The 18,954-nt window shown below is 61.7% G+C and carries 20 protein-coding genes and 3 pseudogenes; 12 read left to right on the top strand and 11 right to left on the bottom strand.

Features of this window, described 5'->3' with window-relative positions; genetic code table 11:
- Positions 1-2,082 (bottom strand): Tn3 family transposase (locus tag J0I79_RS29005; RefSeq protein WP_292867460.1); only part of this gene is annotated, 2,082 nt, incomplete at its 3' end.
- 128 nt (positions 2,083-2,210) lie between these two features.
- On the opposite strand from J0I79_RS29005, the gene J0I79_RS29000 reads away from it, so the two are divergent.
- The 5 genes from J0I79_RS29000 to J0I79_RS28980 are packed head-to-tail and all read left to right on the top strand — an operon-like array spanning position 2,211 to position 6,069.
- Positions 2,211-2,801: a recombinase family protein gene (locus J0I79_RS29000; protein WP_292867457.1), complete on the top strand. Its 591-nt coding sequence runs from the start codon at positions 2,211-2,213 to the stop codon at positions 2,799-2,801.
- The gene (locus J0I79_RS28995; RefSeq protein ID WP_292867455.1) at positions 2,785-4,140 is read left to right on the top strand and encodes a hypothetical protein; all 1,356 of its coding nucleotides are present in this window, start codon (positions 2,785-2,787) and stop codon (positions 4,138-4,140) included. Before J0I79_RS29000 ends, J0I79_RS28995 begins: the two co-directional genes overlap by 17 nt.
- Positions 4,141-4,187: 47 nt before the next feature.
- A complete protein-coding gene (locus J0I79_RS28990) occupies positions 4,188-4,502 on the top strand; it encodes an FGGY-family carbohydrate kinase (RefSeq protein WP_292867452.1) in 315 nt (104 codons plus the stop codon).
- Complete coding sequence (locus J0I79_RS28985; RefSeq protein ID WP_292867449.1) at positions 4,499-5,263, top strand: HAD family phosphatase; 765 nt, start codon at positions 4,499-4,501, stop codon at positions 5,261-5,263. The genes J0I79_RS28990 and J0I79_RS28985 overlap by 4 nt, the downstream gene beginning before the upstream one ends.
- Positions 5,260-6,069 (top strand): BtpA/SgcQ family protein, encoded by an 810-nt coding sequence (locus J0I79_RS28980; RefSeq protein WP_292867446.1) that lies wholly within the window; start codon positions 5,260-5,262, stop codon positions 6,067-6,069. Before J0I79_RS28985 ends, J0I79_RS28980 begins: the two co-directional genes overlap by 4 nt.
- A gap of 73 nt (positions 6,070-6,142) precedes the next feature.
- Here J0I79_RS28980 and J0I79_RS28975 read toward each other — a convergent pair whose 3' ends face one another.
- From J0I79_RS28975 to J0I79_RS28955, 5 genes and pseudogenes are all read right to left on the bottom strand, one after another.
- A complete protein-coding gene (locus J0I79_RS28975; protein WP_292867443.1) occupies positions 6,143-6,310 on the bottom strand; it encodes a hypothetical protein in 168 nt (55 codons plus the stop codon).
- Between the two features lie 155 nt (positions 6,311-6,465).
- Positions 6,466-6,639, bottom strand: coding sequence for a hypothetical protein (locus J0I79_RS28970; protein ID WP_292867440.1), 174 nt, complete (start codon positions 6,637-6,639; stop codon positions 6,466-6,468).
- A 190-nt stretch (positions 6,640-6,829) separates the two neighbouring features.
- Positions 6,830-7,279: pseudogene (locus J0I79_RS28965) on the bottom strand (transposase); the annotation flags it as partial.
- Positions 7,280-7,593: 314 nt separating this feature from the next.
- Entirely contained in the window at positions 7,594-8,634 is a 1,041-nt protein-coding gene (locus tag J0I79_RS28960; RefSeq protein WP_292867396.1) for an IS110 family transposase, read from the bottom strand.
- Between the two features lie 124 nt (positions 8,635-8,758).
- Positions 8,759-9,113: pseudogene (locus J0I79_RS28955) on the bottom strand (transposase); the annotation flags it as partial.
- Positions 9,114-9,197: 84 nt separating this feature from the next.
- Between J0I79_RS28955 and J0I79_RS28950 the strand changes: the two are divergent.
- From J0I79_RS28950 to J0I79_RS28930, 5 genes are all read left to right on the top strand, one after another.
- Complete coding sequence (locus J0I79_RS28950; protein WP_292867393.1) at positions 9,198-10,109, top strand: LysR family transcriptional regulator; 912 nt, start codon at positions 9,198-9,200, stop codon at positions 10,107-10,109.
- 59 nt (positions 10,110-10,168) lie between these two features.
- The gene (locus J0I79_RS28945; protein ID WP_292867390.1) at positions 10,169-10,864 is read left to right on the top strand and encodes an NADPH-dependent F420 reductase; all 696 of its coding nucleotides are present in this window, start codon (positions 10,169-10,171) and stop codon (positions 10,862-10,864) included.
- 34 nt (positions 10,865-10,898) lie between these two features.
- A complete protein-coding gene (locus J0I79_RS28940; protein ID WP_292867387.1) occupies positions 10,899-11,300 on the top strand; it encodes a DoxX family protein in 402 nt (133 codons plus the stop codon).
- 68 nt (positions 11,301-11,368) lie between these two features.
- Positions 11,369-12,325: a glutathione S-transferase family protein gene (locus tag J0I79_RS28935; protein WP_292867384.1), complete on the top strand. Its 957-nt coding sequence runs from the start codon at positions 11,369-11,371 to the stop codon at positions 12,323-12,325.
- A 37-nt stretch (positions 12,326-12,362) separates the two neighbouring features.
- On the top strand, positions 12,363-12,983 hold the full coding sequence (locus tag J0I79_RS28930; RefSeq protein WP_292867381.1) for a dienelactone hydrolase family protein: 621 nt from the start codon (positions 12,363-12,365) through the stop codon (positions 12,981-12,983).
- 451 nt (positions 12,984-13,434) lie between these two features.
- On the opposite strand, the gene J0I79_RS28925 is transcribed toward J0I79_RS28930, so the two are convergent.
- Both J0I79_RS28925 and J0I79_RS28920 read right to left on the bottom strand, forming a co-directional pair.
- A complete protein-coding gene (locus tag J0I79_RS28925; RefSeq protein WP_292867378.1) occupies positions 13,435-14,139 on the bottom strand; it encodes an IS6 family transposase in 705 nt (234 codons plus the stop codon).
- Positions 14,140-14,148: 9 nt separating this feature from the next.
- Positions 14,149-14,832, bottom strand: coding sequence for a hypothetical protein (locus J0I79_RS28920; protein ID WP_292867375.1), 684 nt, complete (start codon positions 14,830-14,832; stop codon positions 14,149-14,151).
- A 161-nt stretch (positions 14,833-14,993) separates the two neighbouring features.
- Between J0I79_RS28920 and J0I79_RS28915 the strand changes: the two genes are divergently transcribed.
- The gene (locus tag J0I79_RS28915) at positions 14,994-15,281 is read left to right on the top strand and encodes an FAD-binding protein (protein ID WP_292867372.1); all 288 of its coding nucleotides are present in this window, start codon (positions 14,994-14,996) and stop codon (positions 15,279-15,281) included.
- The gene (tcuB, locus tag J0I79_RS28910) at positions 15,262-16,386 is read left to right on the top strand and encodes a tricarballylate utilization 4Fe-4S protein TcuB (protein WP_292867369.1); all 1,125 of its coding nucleotides are present in this window, start codon (positions 15,262-15,264) and stop codon (positions 16,384-16,386) included. The genes J0I79_RS28915 and tcuB overlap by 20 nt, the downstream gene beginning before the upstream one ends.
- Before the next feature lie 156 nt (positions 16,387-16,542).
- Here the strand turns inward: tcuB and J0I79_RS28905 are convergent.
- From J0I79_RS28905 to J0I79_RS28895, 3 genes and pseudogenes are all read right to left on the bottom strand, one after another.
- Positions 16,543-16,761 (bottom strand): annotated as a pseudogene (locus J0I79_RS28905) (pantoate--beta-alanine ligase); the annotation flags it as partial.
- Between the two features lie 432 nt (positions 16,762-17,193).
- The gene (locus J0I79_RS28900; RefSeq protein WP_292867366.1) at positions 17,194-17,898 is read right to left on the bottom strand and encodes an SMC-Scp complex subunit ScpB; all 705 of its coding nucleotides are present in this window, start codon (positions 17,896-17,898) and stop codon (positions 17,194-17,196) included.
- A gap of 2 nt (positions 17,899-17,900) precedes the next feature.
- Positions 17,901-18,944, bottom strand: a complete 1,044-nt coding sequence (locus J0I79_RS28895; RefSeq protein WP_366015440.1) for a DUF1403 family protein — start codon at positions 18,942-18,944, stop codon at positions 17,901-17,903.
- Between the last annotated feature and the right edge of the window lie 10 nt (positions 18,945-18,954).

Raw genomic sequence — 18,954 nt, 5'->3', positions numbered from 1 at the left:
GTAATGGGCGTTGATGGCGCCGCCTGCCTCGCCCGGTCCGCCGAGATAGAATGCTTGTCCATCTGCCGATGCGCGCCAGCCTTCGCCGAACCAGGCGGCGATCGGCTCCGCGTGAATGGCGTCCGTCAGGTTGGCAAGAGCGGCGCGGAAGGTTTCGTCCCGCATATGCCACATCTGCATGCGCAGGAGAGCACGCCGTGATCCCGCGCCGCTGACTTCAGCCATTCGGGACAGGCCGAGATTCGTCGCTTCCGCGATCAGGGTCGCCATGAACGCTCGCATGTCAGTTGGCGGCAGGCCCGTCGATACATGCGTAAAATGCTCCGCAAAGCCCGTCCACAGATTGACCTGATCGAGGAGATCGGTGATGCGGACGTGGGGCATCATGCGGTAAAGGGCGCCGATGACGGCCGCGCTATCGTCCTGCACGTCGTCTTGCTGCTCCTTTGGAAAGCGTAGGCGCCCGCCCGCGAACAGCATCGGCTCCCTTGCCGCCAATCCCTCGGCCACTGACAGCAAGGCGGTATCCAGTGTCGAAGCACGTGCGTGCAGGTATGTGTCCGCGTCGACGTCCGGATGTGCCGGCAACGCGTTGCTGTCCGTCTTGTCATTCGCCAGCAGGTCATCCAGCGACCTGTGGATACGTGAGGTCGGAACCCATACGATTCCGCTCGCCAATGCGTTCGCCAGGCCGAAGTATGTCGCAAGCTCGTAGCATGTGCGGTCAATCGAACCGTTTGTGAAGACATGTCGCCGCCAGCGCCGCTCGATGTGGGCAAGTGGTAGCGTGTCAGGCAGTCGCCGGCGTTTGTCTCCGCCGATTTCCGCAAGAACGGCGACGGCATCCAGCAACGGTTTGGCGACGCGGCTGCCCTCGAACGCAAAATACGACAGAAAGCGGGAACCGATCTGCCTGAAGACATGATATTCGCGCGGGAGCTCGCCAATGATGTCTGGGCGTCCCGGCCGAAGCGAGCGGCGGATGGTAGCAGCATCGTCTTCGATGGTATCGAGGGTCGCGATTTCGGTCACGGCGGAAGCGATGTCGCCTCTCTCCCTTGCGGAGATGACGAGTGCTTCCAGAACATCGGCGATACGCGCCAGTCGGGTGCGGCCCTGCTCGGCGGTGAGGGCAATTGTCTCTTCGAGCCGCTTTCTGGCGCGCAGATTCGCCCGCGCCACCAATGACTGGAACATCGAAAGGGCACCGTCGGTCAATGTGGCCTCGAGTTCGCGCAGCGTGGCGATCATAACGGTGTGGCGCCGGTTCACGCCCATCTGCTGGAAAGCCTGAGAGGTGTAGAGCAGCCCTTCCTTCGCCATCTGTGCCAGGCGAGGGCCAAAAGCAGTCGGCAGGGTACCGATACCGTCAAGCGTTGAGCGGGCGATAGCGATCTTGTCGAGGATCTCGATCAACGGCCGCGCGCCGACCCGGGAAGGCGGCTCGCGGAGCCAGGATAGCCTTGTCTGACGGGCATGCGTCTTGGCGACCAGCAGCGCGTCCAGCTGATGACGATGGCCTTCGTCGAGCATTGAGCAGACCTTGGTCACCATCATGCCGTCGGCCGCATGCATTGCCGAAGCCGCCAGACGCTCGACAACCGTGACACCGGGGATGACGATCTTCTCCTCCCGCATTTTCTCGATCAATCGTCCGAGAAGGATGCGTCCATCCGTCAGGCCCACAGCTTCTTGCTCGGCCCAATCGCTCAGCATCGAACGAGCCGGTCTCGTGAAGTCGCGATAACCATGATGCTGCTTGATCGCAGCCAGTTGCTCGTACCGTGTCGCGCCACGCCGAGCGAAGCGGGCGATCGCTTCCGTGTCGGCGCCGATCTGCTCGGCAATATAATCCAGCATGACCGGGGGCAGGAACTCCCCGCGTCGCAGATGCCTGCCGGGATAACGCAGGCAGCACAATTGCAGGGCATGGCTCAGGCGGGTTTCCGGTGTGCGGCTACTGGCTATAGCGGTGAGATCTTTAGCGTCCAGCGTATAGTGGCGAACGACCTCGTTTTCAGTCTCCGGCAATGCCAGCAGCGCGTCGCGCTGTTTCTTCGTCATGGATATGCGGGCGGGCATGTTGTCTCCTTACAAAAACCGCTTGCCTTTCGACCTCTCATTGAAAGAGGATTATGAAAGGATTTTCATCCTGATTCGTCAGCAGGACTGCCGCAGTTCCGCAAACGACCGTTATTGAAAGGGCGCCCATGCTGATCGGCTACGCCCGCGTGAGCAAAGGCGACGAACAGTCGAACAAGGCTCAAGCCAGGGCGCTGGCCGAGGCCGGTTGCAAGCGCGTCTTCGAGGAGAAGGCATCGGGCGGGCGCTGGGAACGTCCCGAGCTTCACCGCATGCTCGATCAGTTGCGTGATGGCGACACCGTCGTCGTCTGGAAGCTCGATCGCCTGTCGCGCTCGCTGAAGGATGTTCTCCACCTGATGGACAGGATCACCAGTGCCGGTGCGGGGTTTCGTTCATTGACCGAGGCGATCGACACGACGACGGCGGCCGGCCGTATGATGATGCAGATGGTGGGATCCTTTGCCGAGTTCGAGCGCGCCATGATCCGGGAGCGGACCACGGCCGGGCTCGCGCAGGCCCGCGCCGAAGGCAGGATCGGCGGACGCCGCAGAAAGCTTGATCCGAAGAAACGGCGCGAAATCGCCGAAAGCGTCCTGTCCGGCCGCAAGAGCGGCGCCGAGATGGCGAGGCTGTATGACGTCAGCGAGCCAACAGTCTCGCGTATCGTCGCCGAATATCGCCAGAACCTGGAGACCGACAATGCCAGCCAGCCATGATCTCAAGGGGTTGATGAAGTTCCTGGCCCGCGATGAGTGGCGTGGGTGTTTTGAGGAGGTGTTCGACGATCACTTCGGCCCGGTGCTCAAGGCCGGAGACATGGAGTTCGATGACCTTGCCGAAATTCTCGGCAACGACTGGGCCATGACGCTGTGGGGGTGCGCGTTCGAGGATTTCCTGACGCAGGAGTTCGATGTCCAGGGCGGCAATATCGTCGACGAGTATCTCAAGCGTCGCGGCTGGAAGGAGGGCGCACAGACGAAAGCCTATATGAAGGCGCTTCGGACATCGGTCATGAGCCTCTACGAGGTGAGCGACATCGTGCCCGGCAAATCGCTCATGGCGCGTGATCTCATCCGCGGCGGCGAGCCGATAACCGTTAGCGAGGGCACGGCAACGCAGACCCTGAAGCAATGGGACAGGATCGCCGCTCGTATTGTGCCGGTCCTTGGCAAGAACATTTTCGCCGGCGGATTGCTGCCTTATACGCCACAGGCTACCGACGCGTTGTTCGACGGTCTGCGGCAGGTATTTGGAAAGAAGGGCGCAAAAAAGCTCGCTGCCGTTGCGGACCAGGACCTGCAGTCGGTCGCTTCCATGTTCACGCTCTCATGGCTGTTCGACACGCTCGATCGAGCCATGGGGCTTCCACCGATGCAGAACTCGGACGGCGACGACCTCATGTTCCATGATGTCAGGTTTCCGCTGACGAATGGCGTAACACAGAAGGATGTCGCCGCGCAGGTGAACGCCATTCCGGCGATGGCGCAGGTGAACGCAAAGTTCTGGAACTGGCTCGAGGACAAGCCGAACGGCAGAAAGAAGGAGAAACAGGCCGACGCGCTTTCCTTCGACGCAACCATGGATAACGGTCAGCGCGTGCTGGGTAATGTGGAGCTGAAGGGGCGGTTCCTACACCTGTCAACCAACTCCGCCGCGCGGGCGGAGAAGGGGACAATGCTGATCCGACAAGCGCTCGGCGATATTGTCGGCACGCCGCTGACCGAAATCCGCACCGTCGAGCAGATGATGGCCGAACGACCGCCTCGCGAACGCGGAGAAGCAACTTCGGAAGTCCCGCCCGAAATTGCCGAGCAGGTCGTCCACCAGTTCATGGACCGGCAATATCGTGAAACGCTGGACCAGCCGGTCGGCATGCTCGGCAACAAAACGCCACGTCAGGCCGCAAAGTCAGCCGCTGGTCGGCAGAAGGTCGCCGAATGGCTCAAATATCTCGAAAACCAGTCCGCAAGCCAGCCGGACCCTGCCGATCCAATGGCAACCTATAGTTTCGAGTGGATGTGGAAGGAACTCGGCGTTCAGGATCTGCGTAGGTAGAGCCTGTCTACCGTATATCCGTGTCCCAATAATGTACCGATGCCGATATGGGGCATCAGCCGGTGCAGTATCTGGCCTCCGATGGAGGAGCCAACAGCCGTATCTGGATGCAGATTGTGGCGGACATCCTGCAAGCCCCGATCCAACTACTCAAGGGCCATCCCGGCTCCTCGCTCGGTGCCGCATGGGCGGCCGCCATCGGCACCGGCCAGACAAAGGATTGGTCGGGTGTCGGCGTCTTCGTCGAACATGGCGAGGCCCTGCACCCCAACCCCGGCAACGCTGCGATCTATGAGAGCGGCTATCGGCGCTTCCGCGACGTATATGAAAGCCTCAAGCATCTTAACCGAGGCCGGCCATGACGATCAAAGCCGTTGCCTGGGACATTGACGGCACGCTGATCGACAGCGAACCACTTCATCACCGCGCTCTTGTGGTCGGCACTCTTGAGTTCGGCGTCGACCTGTCCGATCTTCCTGAAAGCGCGTTCCGTGGGGTTCATATGCTGGATGTGTGGGCGGCGGTTCGCCCGCGCCTGCCGGCCGATACGAACGAGCGCCAATGGCTCGACGCAATTCATACCCACTACGCGGCCGCCACCCGCACACTTGCTCCGATAGCCGGAGCCGTGCAAGCGACCGCGGAGATCGCCTCGCTCGGCCTGATTCAGGTTTGCGTTTCCAATTCGGATCGCCTGATCGTCGATGCCAATGTCGCGGCACTCGGCATCGCCGACAGATTGGCTTTCACACTGGCTCTCAATGACGTCGGTCACGGTAAGCCCGATCCCGAGCCCTATCTTACCGCCGCCGCGAAGCTCGGCCTGGTGTCGCATGAGGTCATCGCGGTCGAAGACAGCATCACAGGAGCCCAGGCAGCCCGCGCCGCAGGGATGACCGTGGTCGGTTATCACAGCGAACGGGTTCCTTTCGCCGACCTGGATCATGTCGTCGCCGACCACAGCGAATTGGTGGCGATCATCAAGCAGCGCCTCCGGACTCAAGGCCATCAGCCGCTTCGCCACTATCTGGAGCCGCAAGCCGGATCCCGGCTGCCATTTGGGAAAGCTCGCCTTCGTAAAGGTTACACGGGCCCGGATTCATCATCAAAGGAAATGACATGAGCAAATTTGCCGCCTTGTTCCCCAACACCAAGCCGATCATCGCCATGGTGCATCTCAACCCCATGCCGGGAACCCCGCTTTATGACGCGGATGCCAGTATCGAGGGTATTGTCGCAGCGGCCCGGCGCGATCTCGCCGCGCTTCAAGCGGCCGATGTCGATGCAGTGATGTTCGGCAACGAGAATGATCGGCCCTATGAGCTCAATGTCGATATCGCCTCCACGGCCACGATGGCCTACGTGATCGGGCGCCTGAGGAACGAGATCGAGAAGCCCTTCGGCGTCAATGTGCTTTGGGATCCGAAAAGCTCTGTGGCGCTCGCAACGGCCACCGGCGCATCTTTCATGCGGGAGATACTGACTGGCACCTACGCCTCAGACATGGGACCGTGGACACCTAATGCCGGCGAGACCATGCGGTATCGCAACCGTCTTGGACGCTCCGATCTCGTCATGCTGGACAACGTGTCGGCCGAATTCGCGGATTCGCTCGACCGTCGCTCCCTACCCGACCGCGCCCGTTCGGCGGTGTTCTCGTCCATCCCCGATGCTGTGCTGGTTTCTGGCACGATTACTGGCGAGGCCGCCAACGCCTCGGATCTCGAGGCGGTCAAGCGCGTCCTGCCCAACACGCCGGTACTTGCCAATACAGGCGTACGCCATACGACCGTCGCCGACATCCTGCACATTGCCGATGGCTGTATCGTCGGCTCGTCTCTCAAAGTCGACGGCAACACCTGGAACCCAGTTGATCCAGATCGGGCCAAGGAATTCATGGCCATCGTCAAGAAAGCGCGCAAAGCCTGATAGAACGATCCTATTTTCGATCCCCTCGCGATTTCAGAAACCGAACTCGCGAGAGAGGGATTGGGGGAGTTGATTAGCTGGGCGTCGGCGAGCCCAGCTGAAACGCAGACCTGGCTGTCGAGATCTTCATCGGGCTCTCCAGTTCCCGCCGCAGCGCAAGCAGCAGACGAGAGATGCTCTTTTTGAGCTGCCGGTCGGCGACACGCTTGAGGCGGGCCTCCTCGGCCACGATCATGGCCATAATCTGGCGCCTTCTGGTGACCAACTCGGCAAACAGCCGGGTTTGGTCGTCCGCCAGTGCCTGGCCTTGACGCCGCTGGCCGCAGCAAAGCGGGCGATCACCGCAGCGTCGTTCGTATCGGTCTTGGCACGTTTGCCAAGCGCATCGGCAAACGATCACACCTGAGCCGGATTGACCACGACCACCGGCAAGCCGGCGGCCGAATGCGCCGACGCAGCAAACATCTCGAAGCCTCCTGTCGCCTCCAGCGCCACAACGGCCGCGCTAAGCCCGGCAAGCCGATCCGTCAGTGCCTCTACGCCGGCCGCATCATCCCGACGGTGCGACATGCACGTCGAGCCGATCCATTGAGACATCGAGCACCACAACAGGTGCTTCCATCTTCTCCTATCCTTGCCTAATCGGGCTTCGCTTGCGGCCCAGGCGACTGTTCGGGTTTGATGGGACGGCGGACGCAGACCCTTGCTCTTGCACGGGCTGACAGGTCTCAGTGTCTGAATCATAAAGGGTGCTGATTTTTCAAGACTTTGCAAGCCGGCGGGTGAGGAGGCGGATGTTGGCAATGAAGACCCATGCCTCGGCAGAGGCGATGGTGCGCTCGAAGTCCTTGGCCAACCTTCGGCAGCGGCCGAGCCATGCGAATGTCGCGACAGAACCTCGAAACCTTTGGAGCTATCGGAGCGTCTGATGATCTCCAGCGTGAATTTTGCCGACCTGTTGCAGCGCTCCCCTCAGCTTGGGGCCGGCAGAGCCACCATCGGCAAAGACATGGCGCAGCCAGGGCCAACGTTTGAGGATCGATTTCAGGACGGTAGGCGCGCTGTCGCGGCCCTGGACATCGGCATGGACGACGAGACCGATCAGCAGGCCGAGCGTGTCGACAAAAATATGGCGCTTGCGGCCCATGACCTTCTTGCCGGCGTCAAACCCACGTATTCCACCGCTTTCGGTGGTCTTGACCGACTGGCTTCTCTATTCGGCGTCTTGAGGTCAAGCGCCTCCTTGCTCTTTTTCGCTTTGCCGGCATTGGACGTCTTTCGCGGGGCCTTGCTTCTCTCCGGGATCGGCGCTCTGGCCCTGCCCTCTATGGGGATTTCAGAAGAATGGGTGGAACAATCTGTCGAGCGCCTTGATTGCCCCGATGATGGGGGACAATCGAGCCAAGCCAATCGACGAACTCACCTCATCCTCGTCCCGCGAAGGACAGCTTTTCCACCAGTGGGTGGAACTGGTGTCATCCCCGTCTATCGGTCGTCTATCGGGGGGCGATGTTTATCAATTGTTCAGCCGGCGACTGGCATGATCTCCGTCCTGGTCCAGCGGAACTGTGTGCCGTCGCTCCAGATGCGATGCATGATCACCGCCAGCCGGCGGGCGAGCGCAACGATGGCTTTCTGCTGGCCGCGCCGCTTGGCGACGTCCATCGCCCAGGCCTTCAGCCATGACCATTTCGTCACCCGCGTCAGCAGGGTCTGCGCGGCCTCGTAGAGCAACGTTCGCAGCATGCCGTCGCCGCATAACGGGATCCCGCCCACCCGGCGGCTTTCACCCGATTCATGGAGCGCCGGCGTCAGGCCCAAAATCGGACCGACCGCCTTGGAGTTGCGGAAGCGGGCGGGGATATCGATCGTCGCGGTGTAGGCCAGCGACACGACGGGGCCGACACCGGGGATCGACATCAGCTGCCGGCAAACCTCATCGTCCCGGACGATCGCCAGAAGCTTGCGGTGCAGGGTTGCATAATTCTGGCGCAGCTTGCCGCGAGCGTCGAGCAACGGTTCGACGATCTCGACCAGATCGGGCATGCCTTCGGTGAGCTCGCGGATCCGCTCCTCAAACTTGACCGCACCGACCTTGCCAACCTTGAGACCGAAGTTGCGCAACAGCCCGCGGATGTCGTTCTCGATAGCAATCGCCTTGTCCTTTAAGAGCTTGCGTGCCGTTAGCAGCGCCCGGCGCTTCTGGCTCGTCAGGGTCTTGACATGCACTGGGCGGAACAGATTGACCCGCATCATCTGCGCGATCCCGCGCGCATCATTGCGGTCGGTCTTGTTCACCTGCGCCTTCAAGAATGCCTTGGTGTGACGTGTCTCAATGCAGATCATCGGCAGGCCGGCTTTGGCAAGGCCTTCGAACAGCCATTGCGACAAAGGTCCGGCTTCAAGCCCGACGCGTTCCAACCGCCAGGCGGTCTCCTTGAGCACCCGCGCAATATCCCCGGAATGGGTCAACACCTTCACCTCGCGGCACACTGTGCCCTTTTCGTCGACGATGCAAATTGCGGTCTCCTTCACCGAGACGTCCAATCCTGCACAATGTTTCATGCTGCGCTTCTCCTTCCTGATGGCTTGTGGCCAGCGAACCGACCACGTTTTATCATCAGCTCGAAGCGCAGCACCTTGATGGCATTACCGCCAAACGATGAGGCTCAAGCCGAATATCCCATCTGTCGATGACGCCGGCCGTCGGAGATGCCTCGCGGCCTTCCCTTTCGCGCGCGACCATCACCAGTTCATTGTTGATGGCGCGAAAACAGGCCCCCGTCACGCCAGCGGTAGATATATTTCTGCACTGTCGAGAAGGGCGGGAAATCCTTCGGCAAGAGACGCCACGCACCGCCCGAAGAGGCCATATGCAAAAGCGCGTTCACCAATTCACGTAGGTTCGTCTTGCGCGGCCGGCCGATACGGTTGGCCGACGGCATCTGCGGTTCGATCCGCGTCCATTCCGCGTCGGTCAGATCGCTTGCGTAGCGTGGGCAGCGCCGCTCATACTGCGGCCGAGTGGTTTCGGTCCAAGGCATCGTGGTCTCCGTCGAATTCTCAGCAATCAGACAGAATCACAACCGCTGAAATCACTCACCTCTTTTTGGAGCGGACACTTAGAGATGGACCGGCTTGAATGCGACCGAATGTTCGTTGCGGTGATGGAAGCGGGCAGCTTTGCCCGAGCCGCCGAGCGGCTGCGCACCAGCCCTGGTCAGGCGTCGAAGCTTGTTTCGCGGCTCGAACACGAACTCGGCGTTCGCCTGCTCAACCGAACGACGCGTGCGCTTGCCGCGACGGAGGCCGGGCGAGCCTACTTCGAGCGCATGAGAGTTCTGCTCGCTGATTTCGATGCGGTTGAGGAGGCCGTGCGCAATGTCTCCAGCACACCGCGCGGACGCCTGCGGGTCACTGCCCCCGTGTCGTTCGGTGCGACCCAACTGGCGCCGGTCCTGGTCGAATTTGCCAAACAGTTTCCTCAGATCGAACTCGATGTCAATTTCTCGGACCGGGTCGTCAGTTTGGTAGATGAAGGCTTCGACGTCGCGATTCGCATCGGTAGTCCTGCGGATTCCAGTCTCATAGCTCGTCGCCTGTGCGAAGCACGCATCGTTGCTTGTGCGTCCGAGGCGTATCTGCGCGAGCATGAAATGCCTCGCGTGCCTGCCGACCTGGTTTCTCATGACTGCATCATCGACACGAATTTCCGCGAACCTGGCGTATGGCTTTTTCGCGAGCCGGACGGCGGGGAGACATCCATCGGGGTCGCTGGGCGGCTGCGCTTTTCCAATGCTGAGGTTGCCCTGGCGGCCGCCGAGGCAGGCCTCGGTGTAACGCGGGCTCCGAGCTTCATCGCCGGGCCGCGCTTCCATGCCGGGCGATTAGTGCCCTTATTGCGCGAATTCGAAACAGATCCGCTCGCCATCTATGCCCTCTACCCGCCCGGCCTGTATTTGGCCATCAAGGTCAGGGTCTTTGTGGACTTCCTGGTGGCTTGTTTTCGCGGCGAGCCGGAATGGGACAAGGGCTGGTAGTCGGCCATTCATTCCAATCTGGAATTAAATAGCTGCCATTTGAAGGGATAATCTCCCTGATGGAAAACCGCTATCTCCATGCAATAGGCACTGATCAGTGCTTTGCTCAAGGAGACAACATCATGACCATTGCGATCATCGGAACCGGCAACATGGCAAAAGGCCTTGCAGGTGTATTTTCCAAGGCTGGCTATTCCGTCACGTTCGGGTCGCGCGATGCCGCCAAAGCCAGCGAAGCCGCTGGCGGACTGGGCGGCAACGTGTCAGGCACCGACATCGCTTCTGCGGCCGGCAATGCTGATATCGTCGTTCTCGCCGTTCCGTTCGACGCCGCCGGCGAAGCGATCGCCGCAGCAGGGGGCCTTGCAGGCAAGACTGTCATAGACATCACCAACCCGCTGACCGCTGACTACGCTGGCCTCACGATCGGCCATACGACCAGCGCCGGCGAGGAGATTCAAAAGCTCGCCCCGAAGGCTAAGGTGGTCAAGGCGTTCAACACCGTCTTCGCTTCGGTGCTGCAGGCGGGCGGCAAGGTCGGCGACAAGCCTGCCACCGTCTTCATCGCTGGCGACGAACAGGCCGCAAACGACGTGGTCGAAGCTATCGTAGCCAAGTCCGGCTTCGTTCCCGTGCAGGTCGGCGGACTGAGTGTCGCGCGCTATCTCGAGCCGGTCGCCGGCCTCAACATCGTGCTCGGTTACATGCGCGGCTTCGGCACCGACATCGCCCCCGCCTGGCAGACCGCAGCCTGACCTCCCATTACAACAGACATCAAGAGCTACAACCATGAACGATACAACGAACGCCAATCTCGCCGCTCTTCTTTTGCGCGCCAGCATGGGCATCCTTTTTCTCGCCCATGCAGGTTTGAAGATCTTCATCTTTACACCGGCAGGTACAGCCGCGTTCTTTGAGAGCCTCGGCTTTCCCGGACCGCTTGCCTATCTCGTGATCGCGGCGGAGCTTTTTGGCGGTCTCGCCTTGATTGTTGGCGTGTGGACACGCTGGGTATCCGTCGCCTTGGTACCGATCCTGCTCGGCTCGATCTATGCGCCGCATGGCGCAGCCGGCTTCTTCTTCAGCAACCCCAACGGCGGCTGGGAGTTTCCGGCTTTCTGGACGGTCGCCCTTGCCTCTTTGGCGCTGCTGGGCAACGGCGCCTACGCCCTGCAGAAAGTGCGTAGCTGATCGCAACTCGGGATGCGGTGAGGATACCACCGTGCCCAAGCCGCCTTTCCTTTGAACGGACACGCCTCATGCTTGTAAACGGAAAATGGACCGAAGACTGGCAACCGGTCCAGGCCAAGGACGACAAGGGCGGCTTCGTTCGCCAGATTTCCAGTTTCCGCAACTGGATCACCCCTGACGGCAGCGCCGGGCCAACCGGCGAAGCCGGCTTTGCCGCTGAGGCCGGGCGTTATCATCTCTATGTCGCGTTGATCTGCCCTTGGGCTTCGCGCACCCTGATCGCCCGCAAATTGAAGAAGCTCGAAGACGTCATATCGGTCTCGGTGGTGGAACCGGCACTGACCGATCAGGGCTGGCGCTTCGGCGACTATCCCGGCGCCGACCGGGACGAACTCAATGGTGCGACCTATCTGCACGAACTTTACAGCCTGGCAGATGACGATTTCACTGGCCGTGCCACCGTGCCAGTACTGTGGGACAAGAAGCGCAAGACGATCGTCAACAACGAGTCCGCCGAGATCGTGCGGATGTTCAATTCAGGGTTCGGCGGCCTCGCCGACCAGAGCATCGACCTCTATCCGCAAGCCCTGCGCGCAGACATCGACGCGCTAAACGAACGCATCTACCCGGCACTCAACAACGGAGTCTACCGCGCCGGCTTCGCCACGACCCAGGTCGCCTATCGTGAAGCATATCGCGGTGTCTTCACAATGCTGGATGAACTGGAGAATCGACTTGTCGATAGACCGTTCCTCGTCGGTAGCCAGTTGACCGAGGCCGATATCCGCCTGTTCGTGACATTGGTGCGTTTCGATGCGGCCTATCACGGTCTGTTCAAGTGCAATCTGAGGCGCCTGTCCGAGTACGCAAATCTGGCCGCTTATCTCAAGCGGGTTCTCGAGATCCCTGGCGTCCGAGACACGGTGAACATCGACCACATCAAGAAGGGCTACTATTCGATCAAGTCGCTCAACCCGAATGGCATCGTGCCGGATGGCCCCGACCTCAGCGATCTCGGGCTTTGACCGACGGTTCGGCCGATACGGAAACAGGCAAATCACGGTGACCGCTTCCCCTTCCAAGAGCCTCGTTGTCTTCCTGCACGGCATCGGCAGCCGTGGCGCCGATCTCATGCCGCTCGCCCAGGCCTGGCAGCCATCGCTGCCGGCAGCCGCGTTTGCGGCACCGGACGGCCCGTTCCCCTTCGACGGTGGCGGCGGCGGCCGGCAATGGTTTAGCGTCTCCGCTGTCACAGAAGCCAACCGGCCGCAGCGCATCGTTGCGGCAAGGCCCGCGTTCGACGACGTCCTGCGCGGCACCATCGAACAGCACGGACTGCTCGCCCAACTCGAACGTGTGGCCCTCGTCGGCTTTTCGCAGGGGGCGATCATAGCGCTCGACGCCATCGCTTCCGGGCGCTGGCCGGTTGGCGCCGTCGTCGCCTACTCCGGCCGCCTTGCATCGCCGCAGCCTTTCACACCGGCCGGGTCACCACGCGTTCTGGCAGTGCATGGCGGGGCCGATCCGGTGATACCGGCTGTCAACTCGACCGAAACGGTTGCAGCGCTTTGCAAACTGGGCCTCGATGCCCGCAGCCACATCCTGCCGGGGGTGGGGCACACGATCACGGCGCAAGGCGCGGCACTGGGCGCCACCTTCGTGGCCGAGGCACTTGCAGGGTAGCTCGAACTACCTGGTGGTAGTCGAAAAGAGACCTTATCTTCGGGCTTGGCCACACCAGCCTTGTTCGTTGATGATGGCTCACATCCATTGCGCGCTATAACTGCCCCGCACCTGTGTCATGAGGCGCCTGCCTACATCGATACGGAAATGACGTCGGACGCGAACTGCGACGAGGCGACCTGGCTGTAGCTCACTCCGATTGGTCGCTTTGGCCGCACCGACGAGGGTACGCGTCCGACAGCGGCCGCCTTGCCGGCGAACGGATGGTGTAGCTGACGGTCGGTATGGATATCGCTACTGACTGTCTCCAAGTCACTCGGCTCGAGATTGTTGACACTGGCCACCGGCGCCGCTGGTCGGAGGAGGAGAAGTTGCGGATCGTCGAGGAGAGCTATTCGGGGTGCTGTCACATTGTTTGGCGAGAGGACGCAGAAGGGCCGAGCTTTCGCATTCAGGCAACGAGCAAAGCCACGACGTTCCATTCAGCAATGACTTTGTGGCGATGGGCTCGGATCTGGGCGGCGGACCTGATGGAATGGGGTGGGACGAAGAGGTTGCGGACGGCGGAAAAGGTCGACACGAATTGCTGCAGCGAGTCGACCGACCGGAACCCTTGCCGTGTTCGTTCCCGTTTTCGAAACGGCAGATGAGAGTTCTCCGCCCGATTGTTCAGACCCTTGTGCGAGCGATGCTCGACGCCGGGCATGACCTGGCGGGCGGCCGCCTTATAGGAACGCAGCTTATCGGTGATCAGCCGCTTTGGCGTCATGCCCTGCTTCTTCAGCAGACGGGTCAACAAACGCCTGGCCGCCTTGGTGTTTCTGCGTGTCTGGACGATCTCGTCGAGGATGTAGCCGTCTTGGTCGACCGCGCGCCACAGCCAGCATCTCTTCCCGTTGATGCGAACGGCGACCTCGTCGAGATGCCAGACATTGCTCGGCGAAGACGGCTTTCGATGGAGGCGCCGCGCATAGTCGGGGCCGTGTTTTCGGCACCAGCGGCGGATCGTCTCGTAGGAGACGGCGACTCCGCGTTCGAGCATCATGTCTTCGACTTCGCGCAGGCTCACGTTGAACCGCATGTAAAGCCAGACAGCACGGGCGACAATCTCGATCGGAAAGCGGTGGTTCCTGTAGGTCGGGGCCGTGCTGCTCATGCGACCCGGCTACCCCAAGACCGTTGACGAAAAATCAATTTGACAGCACCCCCCCGGAAGGTGCATCTCGAGCTGGCGCCGATCATTGATTTGAGACCTCGCGCGCCCTGTTTCCTGCGCGATCTGGTTGTCGAGCCGCTCGCCGATCCTGATGGTGCGCTTTCGCACCGTCGCATGCTTCTCCGTCGGTTCAACGGGCAGGAACTCGGCGAGCACCTGCGCCGCCTGCCGGTACGGCATCATGCTTGCCAGCCGCGCCGTCATTTCCATTAGCTCGGCCGTCGCCTGGTCAGGGCAAATTTCCTTCAGCGGCGTAAAGGCGCCGACCATGCCCGGATAGCACTCTCGACACAGCATCCAACGCGGATTGCTAACCTCAATGGCGCCGAAGACGCTCCGGATCCGACGCGTTGTGTAGTCCTTTACCGGTCGGAATGTGTGGCAGTCCGGGCAAACCCGACGAAAAAGGGCATATGTCTCTGCCTCGTGGTTCACGACCGCGCTCTGCAGCGCCGCCATGACCTTCTTGCCCTCTTCGATCGAGAAACCGATCTCACCGTCGGACAATCGCTCCCAGCTCTTCCCAATCCGGACTTGCTCACGACAAACGTTGCCGAATTCGTTCTTCCCTTCGATCGTGATCGTCCACTCCACCGCCACGCCATCGCCTCCTTGAACAAAGGCGACGGTCATGGACCGGTTGGGCCTAACAACCCGTGTTCACCCCAGAGAAATTACCGGTCTCCCAAGCGCGATTCTCAAATTAAATGCAAATTCTCAATTTAAGTACAATGCTAAGCCCTTGATCCATTGCACGTAGAGTCTCGTGTTTGAATGCAGCGCGACACCAAGGCTTGACGCCGCCGAAGACCAACTGGGCGCGGCCGATCGATACCCCGCCCTACTACGGCTACGCACTGCGGCCCGGCGTGACCTTCACCTATCTCGGACTGAAAATTTCTGACCGAGCCCTGGTTCAAAGGCCGGACCGGCCGCTTGTGAACGTCTGGGCGGCCGGCGAAATGATCGCAGGGTCAATCCTGGGCCAGGGCTATCTGGCCGGGTTCGGCATGACGATCGGCACCGTGTTCGGACGCATTGCGGGAAGGGAGGCGGCCGCCCATGTCCTATCAGGCCACTAATGACACCGCTTGGTTGCGCATTTCCGATCCGGCTTTCCCGGAAACGACGTCATGCCTGCTCGACGAGGCGCGCCGCCAGCTGGAGATCTGCAACGCCTGCCGCTATTGTGAGGGCTTCTGCTCAGTCTTTCCGGCCATGACGCGTTCCAACGCGTTCGCCAGTGGAGACATCAGCCATCTGGCCAATCTCTGTCACAACTGCAGAGGATGCTATTATTCGTGCCAATACGTCGCGCCGCACGAATTTGCGCTGAATATCCCCGCCGCGCTCGGCGAAGTTAGGCAGGACAGCTGGGAGCGGCACGTCTGGCCAGCTCCGCTTGCGCGTGCGTTCCACAAAAGGGGTGTAGCAATCATTGCCGCGCTGGGTCTGGGCATAGCCTTGATCTTCTGGGCCATGAGGGCGCTTGGCCCACAGGACGGTGAAGGCTTCTACGCCTACATGTCTCACAACACGATGATCGCAATATTCGTCCCTGCCTTCCTCCTCCCCTTCGTGGGCCTCGCGATCGGCCTCCGCCGATACTGGAGCGAGACGGGAGGGCGCCGCATCACCTTCGCTCACCTCCGAGGTGCGTTTGCCTCGGCCGCGAAGCTGAAGAACCTCGCCGGGGGTCAGGGCCAGGGGTGCAACTTCGAGAAGGAAGACCGCTACACAAACGCGCGCCGCCACGCCCACCAGGCGACTATGTACGGCTTTCTCCTTTGCTTTGCCGCGACGTCAGTTGCCACGCTGATGCATTACATACTGGACGTTCCGGCACCCTATCCGATCTGGAGTCCGCCCAAGCTGCTTGGCGTCTCCGGCGGCATCCTCCTGACGCTGGGAACGGTGGCGCTTGCGCTCTTGAAGCTGAGATCCGATCCGGAGCTGGGACCCAAGCGCGTATGGGGCGGCGAAATGGCCTTCGTCATCCTCCTGTTCCTGATCGCGATGACGGGTCTCGTCCTCTACGCCGCATCCGGAACCGCTGCTGTCTCACCGTTACTGGTGCTCCATCTGGGATCCGTCTTCGCCTTCTTCATCCTACTTCCGTGGACAAAAATGGCGCATGCTTTCTTCCGCCTGGCCGCCCTGATCATCGAAGAGCAGAAGACGCGGTGAGGTGACGCACCGGTCGCTTTCCATTTGATTATACGAACCCGACGCCGCGCTCGCCGCCTACCACGTCGCCACCGCAGTTTCTCGACTGGAGGGCGCCGCCTGAGCTTCGGCAACCTCGACTCAGGCGGCGGCCGCGCTGAATACCTCGGCAGTCGCTTACCGCGACAGAACCGTGACATTGTCGATCAGCCGCGTCTGACCGAGCCAAGCCGCCGTGAGAAGTCGCGCGGGCCTGTCGAAAAGCTGCAGTGGCTCCAGATCGTCTTCCGCCCGCAGTTCCAAATATTCGACCTCCCTGTAGCCAGCTGCAAGGACGGCCGCCCGCGCTTCGGAAAGGACGCGATCAGTCGGCGCTCCACCGGCGATCCGCTCAGCCGCGCCGCTATGATTGGCTACGTCCAGCATCAAGACATTTCTCACTGGCGCTCAGAGCTCGACGCGTGGATCAACGGGTTGGTCACCGCTGCCGTTCAAGGCTGGTCCCTCAGTGACAAATTGGGGTTGGCATCGCACGATAGTGGAGCACGGGTTGCCTCGCTCCAGTCGATGCATGAAAGAGTCGCTGGCCTTGAACCCATACTGATCGATCACCTTTGGATCGAGATGTAGTCCGATCAACCGGTGAGCAGTTCCTGTAGCGTTAGAGGTCAAGCCCCCGCGAGGAGGGCCGACGATTGGGCTCTGGAAGACCCGCACATCTCAAGAGGCTTCTCGTGATGCATCGGTACATCCGGTCATCGGTAGACGTCGACCGCGCTTGGCCGGTGGACCATGTGCTTTGTCAGGATAATGACAGCCCGGACTAAGCTAATCGGCAATTTCGACGTCGGCGTCCTGCTGATCAGAGAAAAACTGCGGCATCCCGCCGGCCAACAGCTTTTCCTTCGATAGCAGCCCTGCGTCCTCCAGCGCCTCGAAATCCGGCAGCTGACGCAGCGTGTCGAGCCCGAACTGCGACAGGAAATTTTTCGTCGTCACATAGGTGTAGGGCGCGCCCGGCTGCGGCGAGCGCGGCCCCGAGGCAATCAGCTCCTGCCCCCGCAGCACGCCGATCAGGTCGCGCGACACCTCCTTGCCGAAGAAGGACGACAGCTCGCCCCGGGTGATCGGCTGGAAATAGGCAATGCACATCAGGACGAGCGCCTCCGACTGCGACAGTTCTTTTGTCCCCTGCCCCGCGGCCGTGCCAAATGCACTGCCGAAGGCGGCGTGGATAGCATCGCCAAAAACCTTCTTGGTCCGGTGCTGCCAGCCGCCGGCGACCGCGACCAGCTCATAGGGGCGGCCGGCGAGCTCGGCGCGGATGTCGTCAATGACCAGGTCGAGATTGCAGCTCTTGCCGACGACGCGCGCCAGCACCTCGCGCGGCACCGGTTCATTTGCCGCAAAGATCACCGCTTCCACCCGGCCCATCCATTCGCGCCAGCGCAGTTCCGGCGGCAGGTGCTCGAGCTCGGTGTCGACCAGCGCCGGCTGTTCGTTCGGCTTGCGACGGACGGAGGCCTGGCTCATCGCTACAGCCCAAAAAGCCGGAAGCTGGCGCGGCCCGACAGCTCGCGCACGGCCTCGAGTTGTTGCAGCCGCTCGAACAGGCGCCGCGCCGCGAAGCGCGACAGGTTCTTTGTCACGAGCGATCCGGAGACGGCATCTTCATTCAGGAGCAAAAAAATCACGTCGTCGGCGCCCTTGGCGCGCAGTTTCGGCGTCACCGCCATGAGCCTTTCGGCACGGCGCGCCAGCTCGCTGGCCAGCCGGCAGGCCTCAGTCGCTGCATGAACCAGGGCGACGCAGACCGCGCGCTCGAAACCTTTTCCGCCGGGTCGGATGCGCTGGCCGCCGCCCTCTGTGCGGAAGGCCGGGCCAAAAACCTGCGCCATCAACAGCGGCAGCGGCCGCGGCCAGCGCAGGTTTTGCGCCAGCACCAGGTCGGCGAGCCACCAGGCCAACAGCTCGGCATCGGGGCGCATGGCGACGACGCGGGCGGCGATTGCCGCCGCGGCGAACGGCGCTGGCCGCTGCGAGCCCGCCACGTCCTCGATCTTCGTGGAGAGGTCGGCGAGCGCCTCATCATCCCAGGCGAGCCCGAGCATCTCGACCACTTTTGCCAGCCGATCGGCGCTGACCGCCGGCGGCTGCAGCGCCAGCTGGCGCCAAGCGCCAAAAATTGCGCCGGCGGGACCGGGCTCGGCGCCGGCCGGGCAAAGTTGCCAGGCGTCGCGCAAGGCGGCTTCGTCCTCGGCGCGGCCGGCCAGCCGCATGCTGGCGGCGGCGCATTTCAGCGCCAGCCGCTGCCGCCACGCGCCAGCCCAGGCAGGCTGTGCGCGGGCAAGCGTGTCAAGCGCGCCCAAAGCAGCTCCGGCCTGGAAAGCGGCGTCGGCCTCGCTCTGCGCGCCGGCGTTGGCGAGCGCCCAGGCCGGAAGGGGTCGGAACAAGAACTGCTCAAAATCGTACGCTAAGGGCGAACGGAGCAAGAACCCGAGTGCGATATCGGCCGCATTGCACTTGATCTCTGTGGATAGCGTAGCCAGGGCTGACGTATGTGCCCCCCAGTTTGACATCGTTCCATCG

This window comes from Mesorhizobium sp. (assembly GCF_017306585.1).
Lineage (GTDB): Bacteria > Pseudomonadota > Alphaproteobacteria > Rhizobiales > Rhizobiaceae > Mesorhizobium.
Note: the sequence above shows the minus strand (reverse complement) of the source record. Positions and strands in the feature narration are given on the sequence as shown.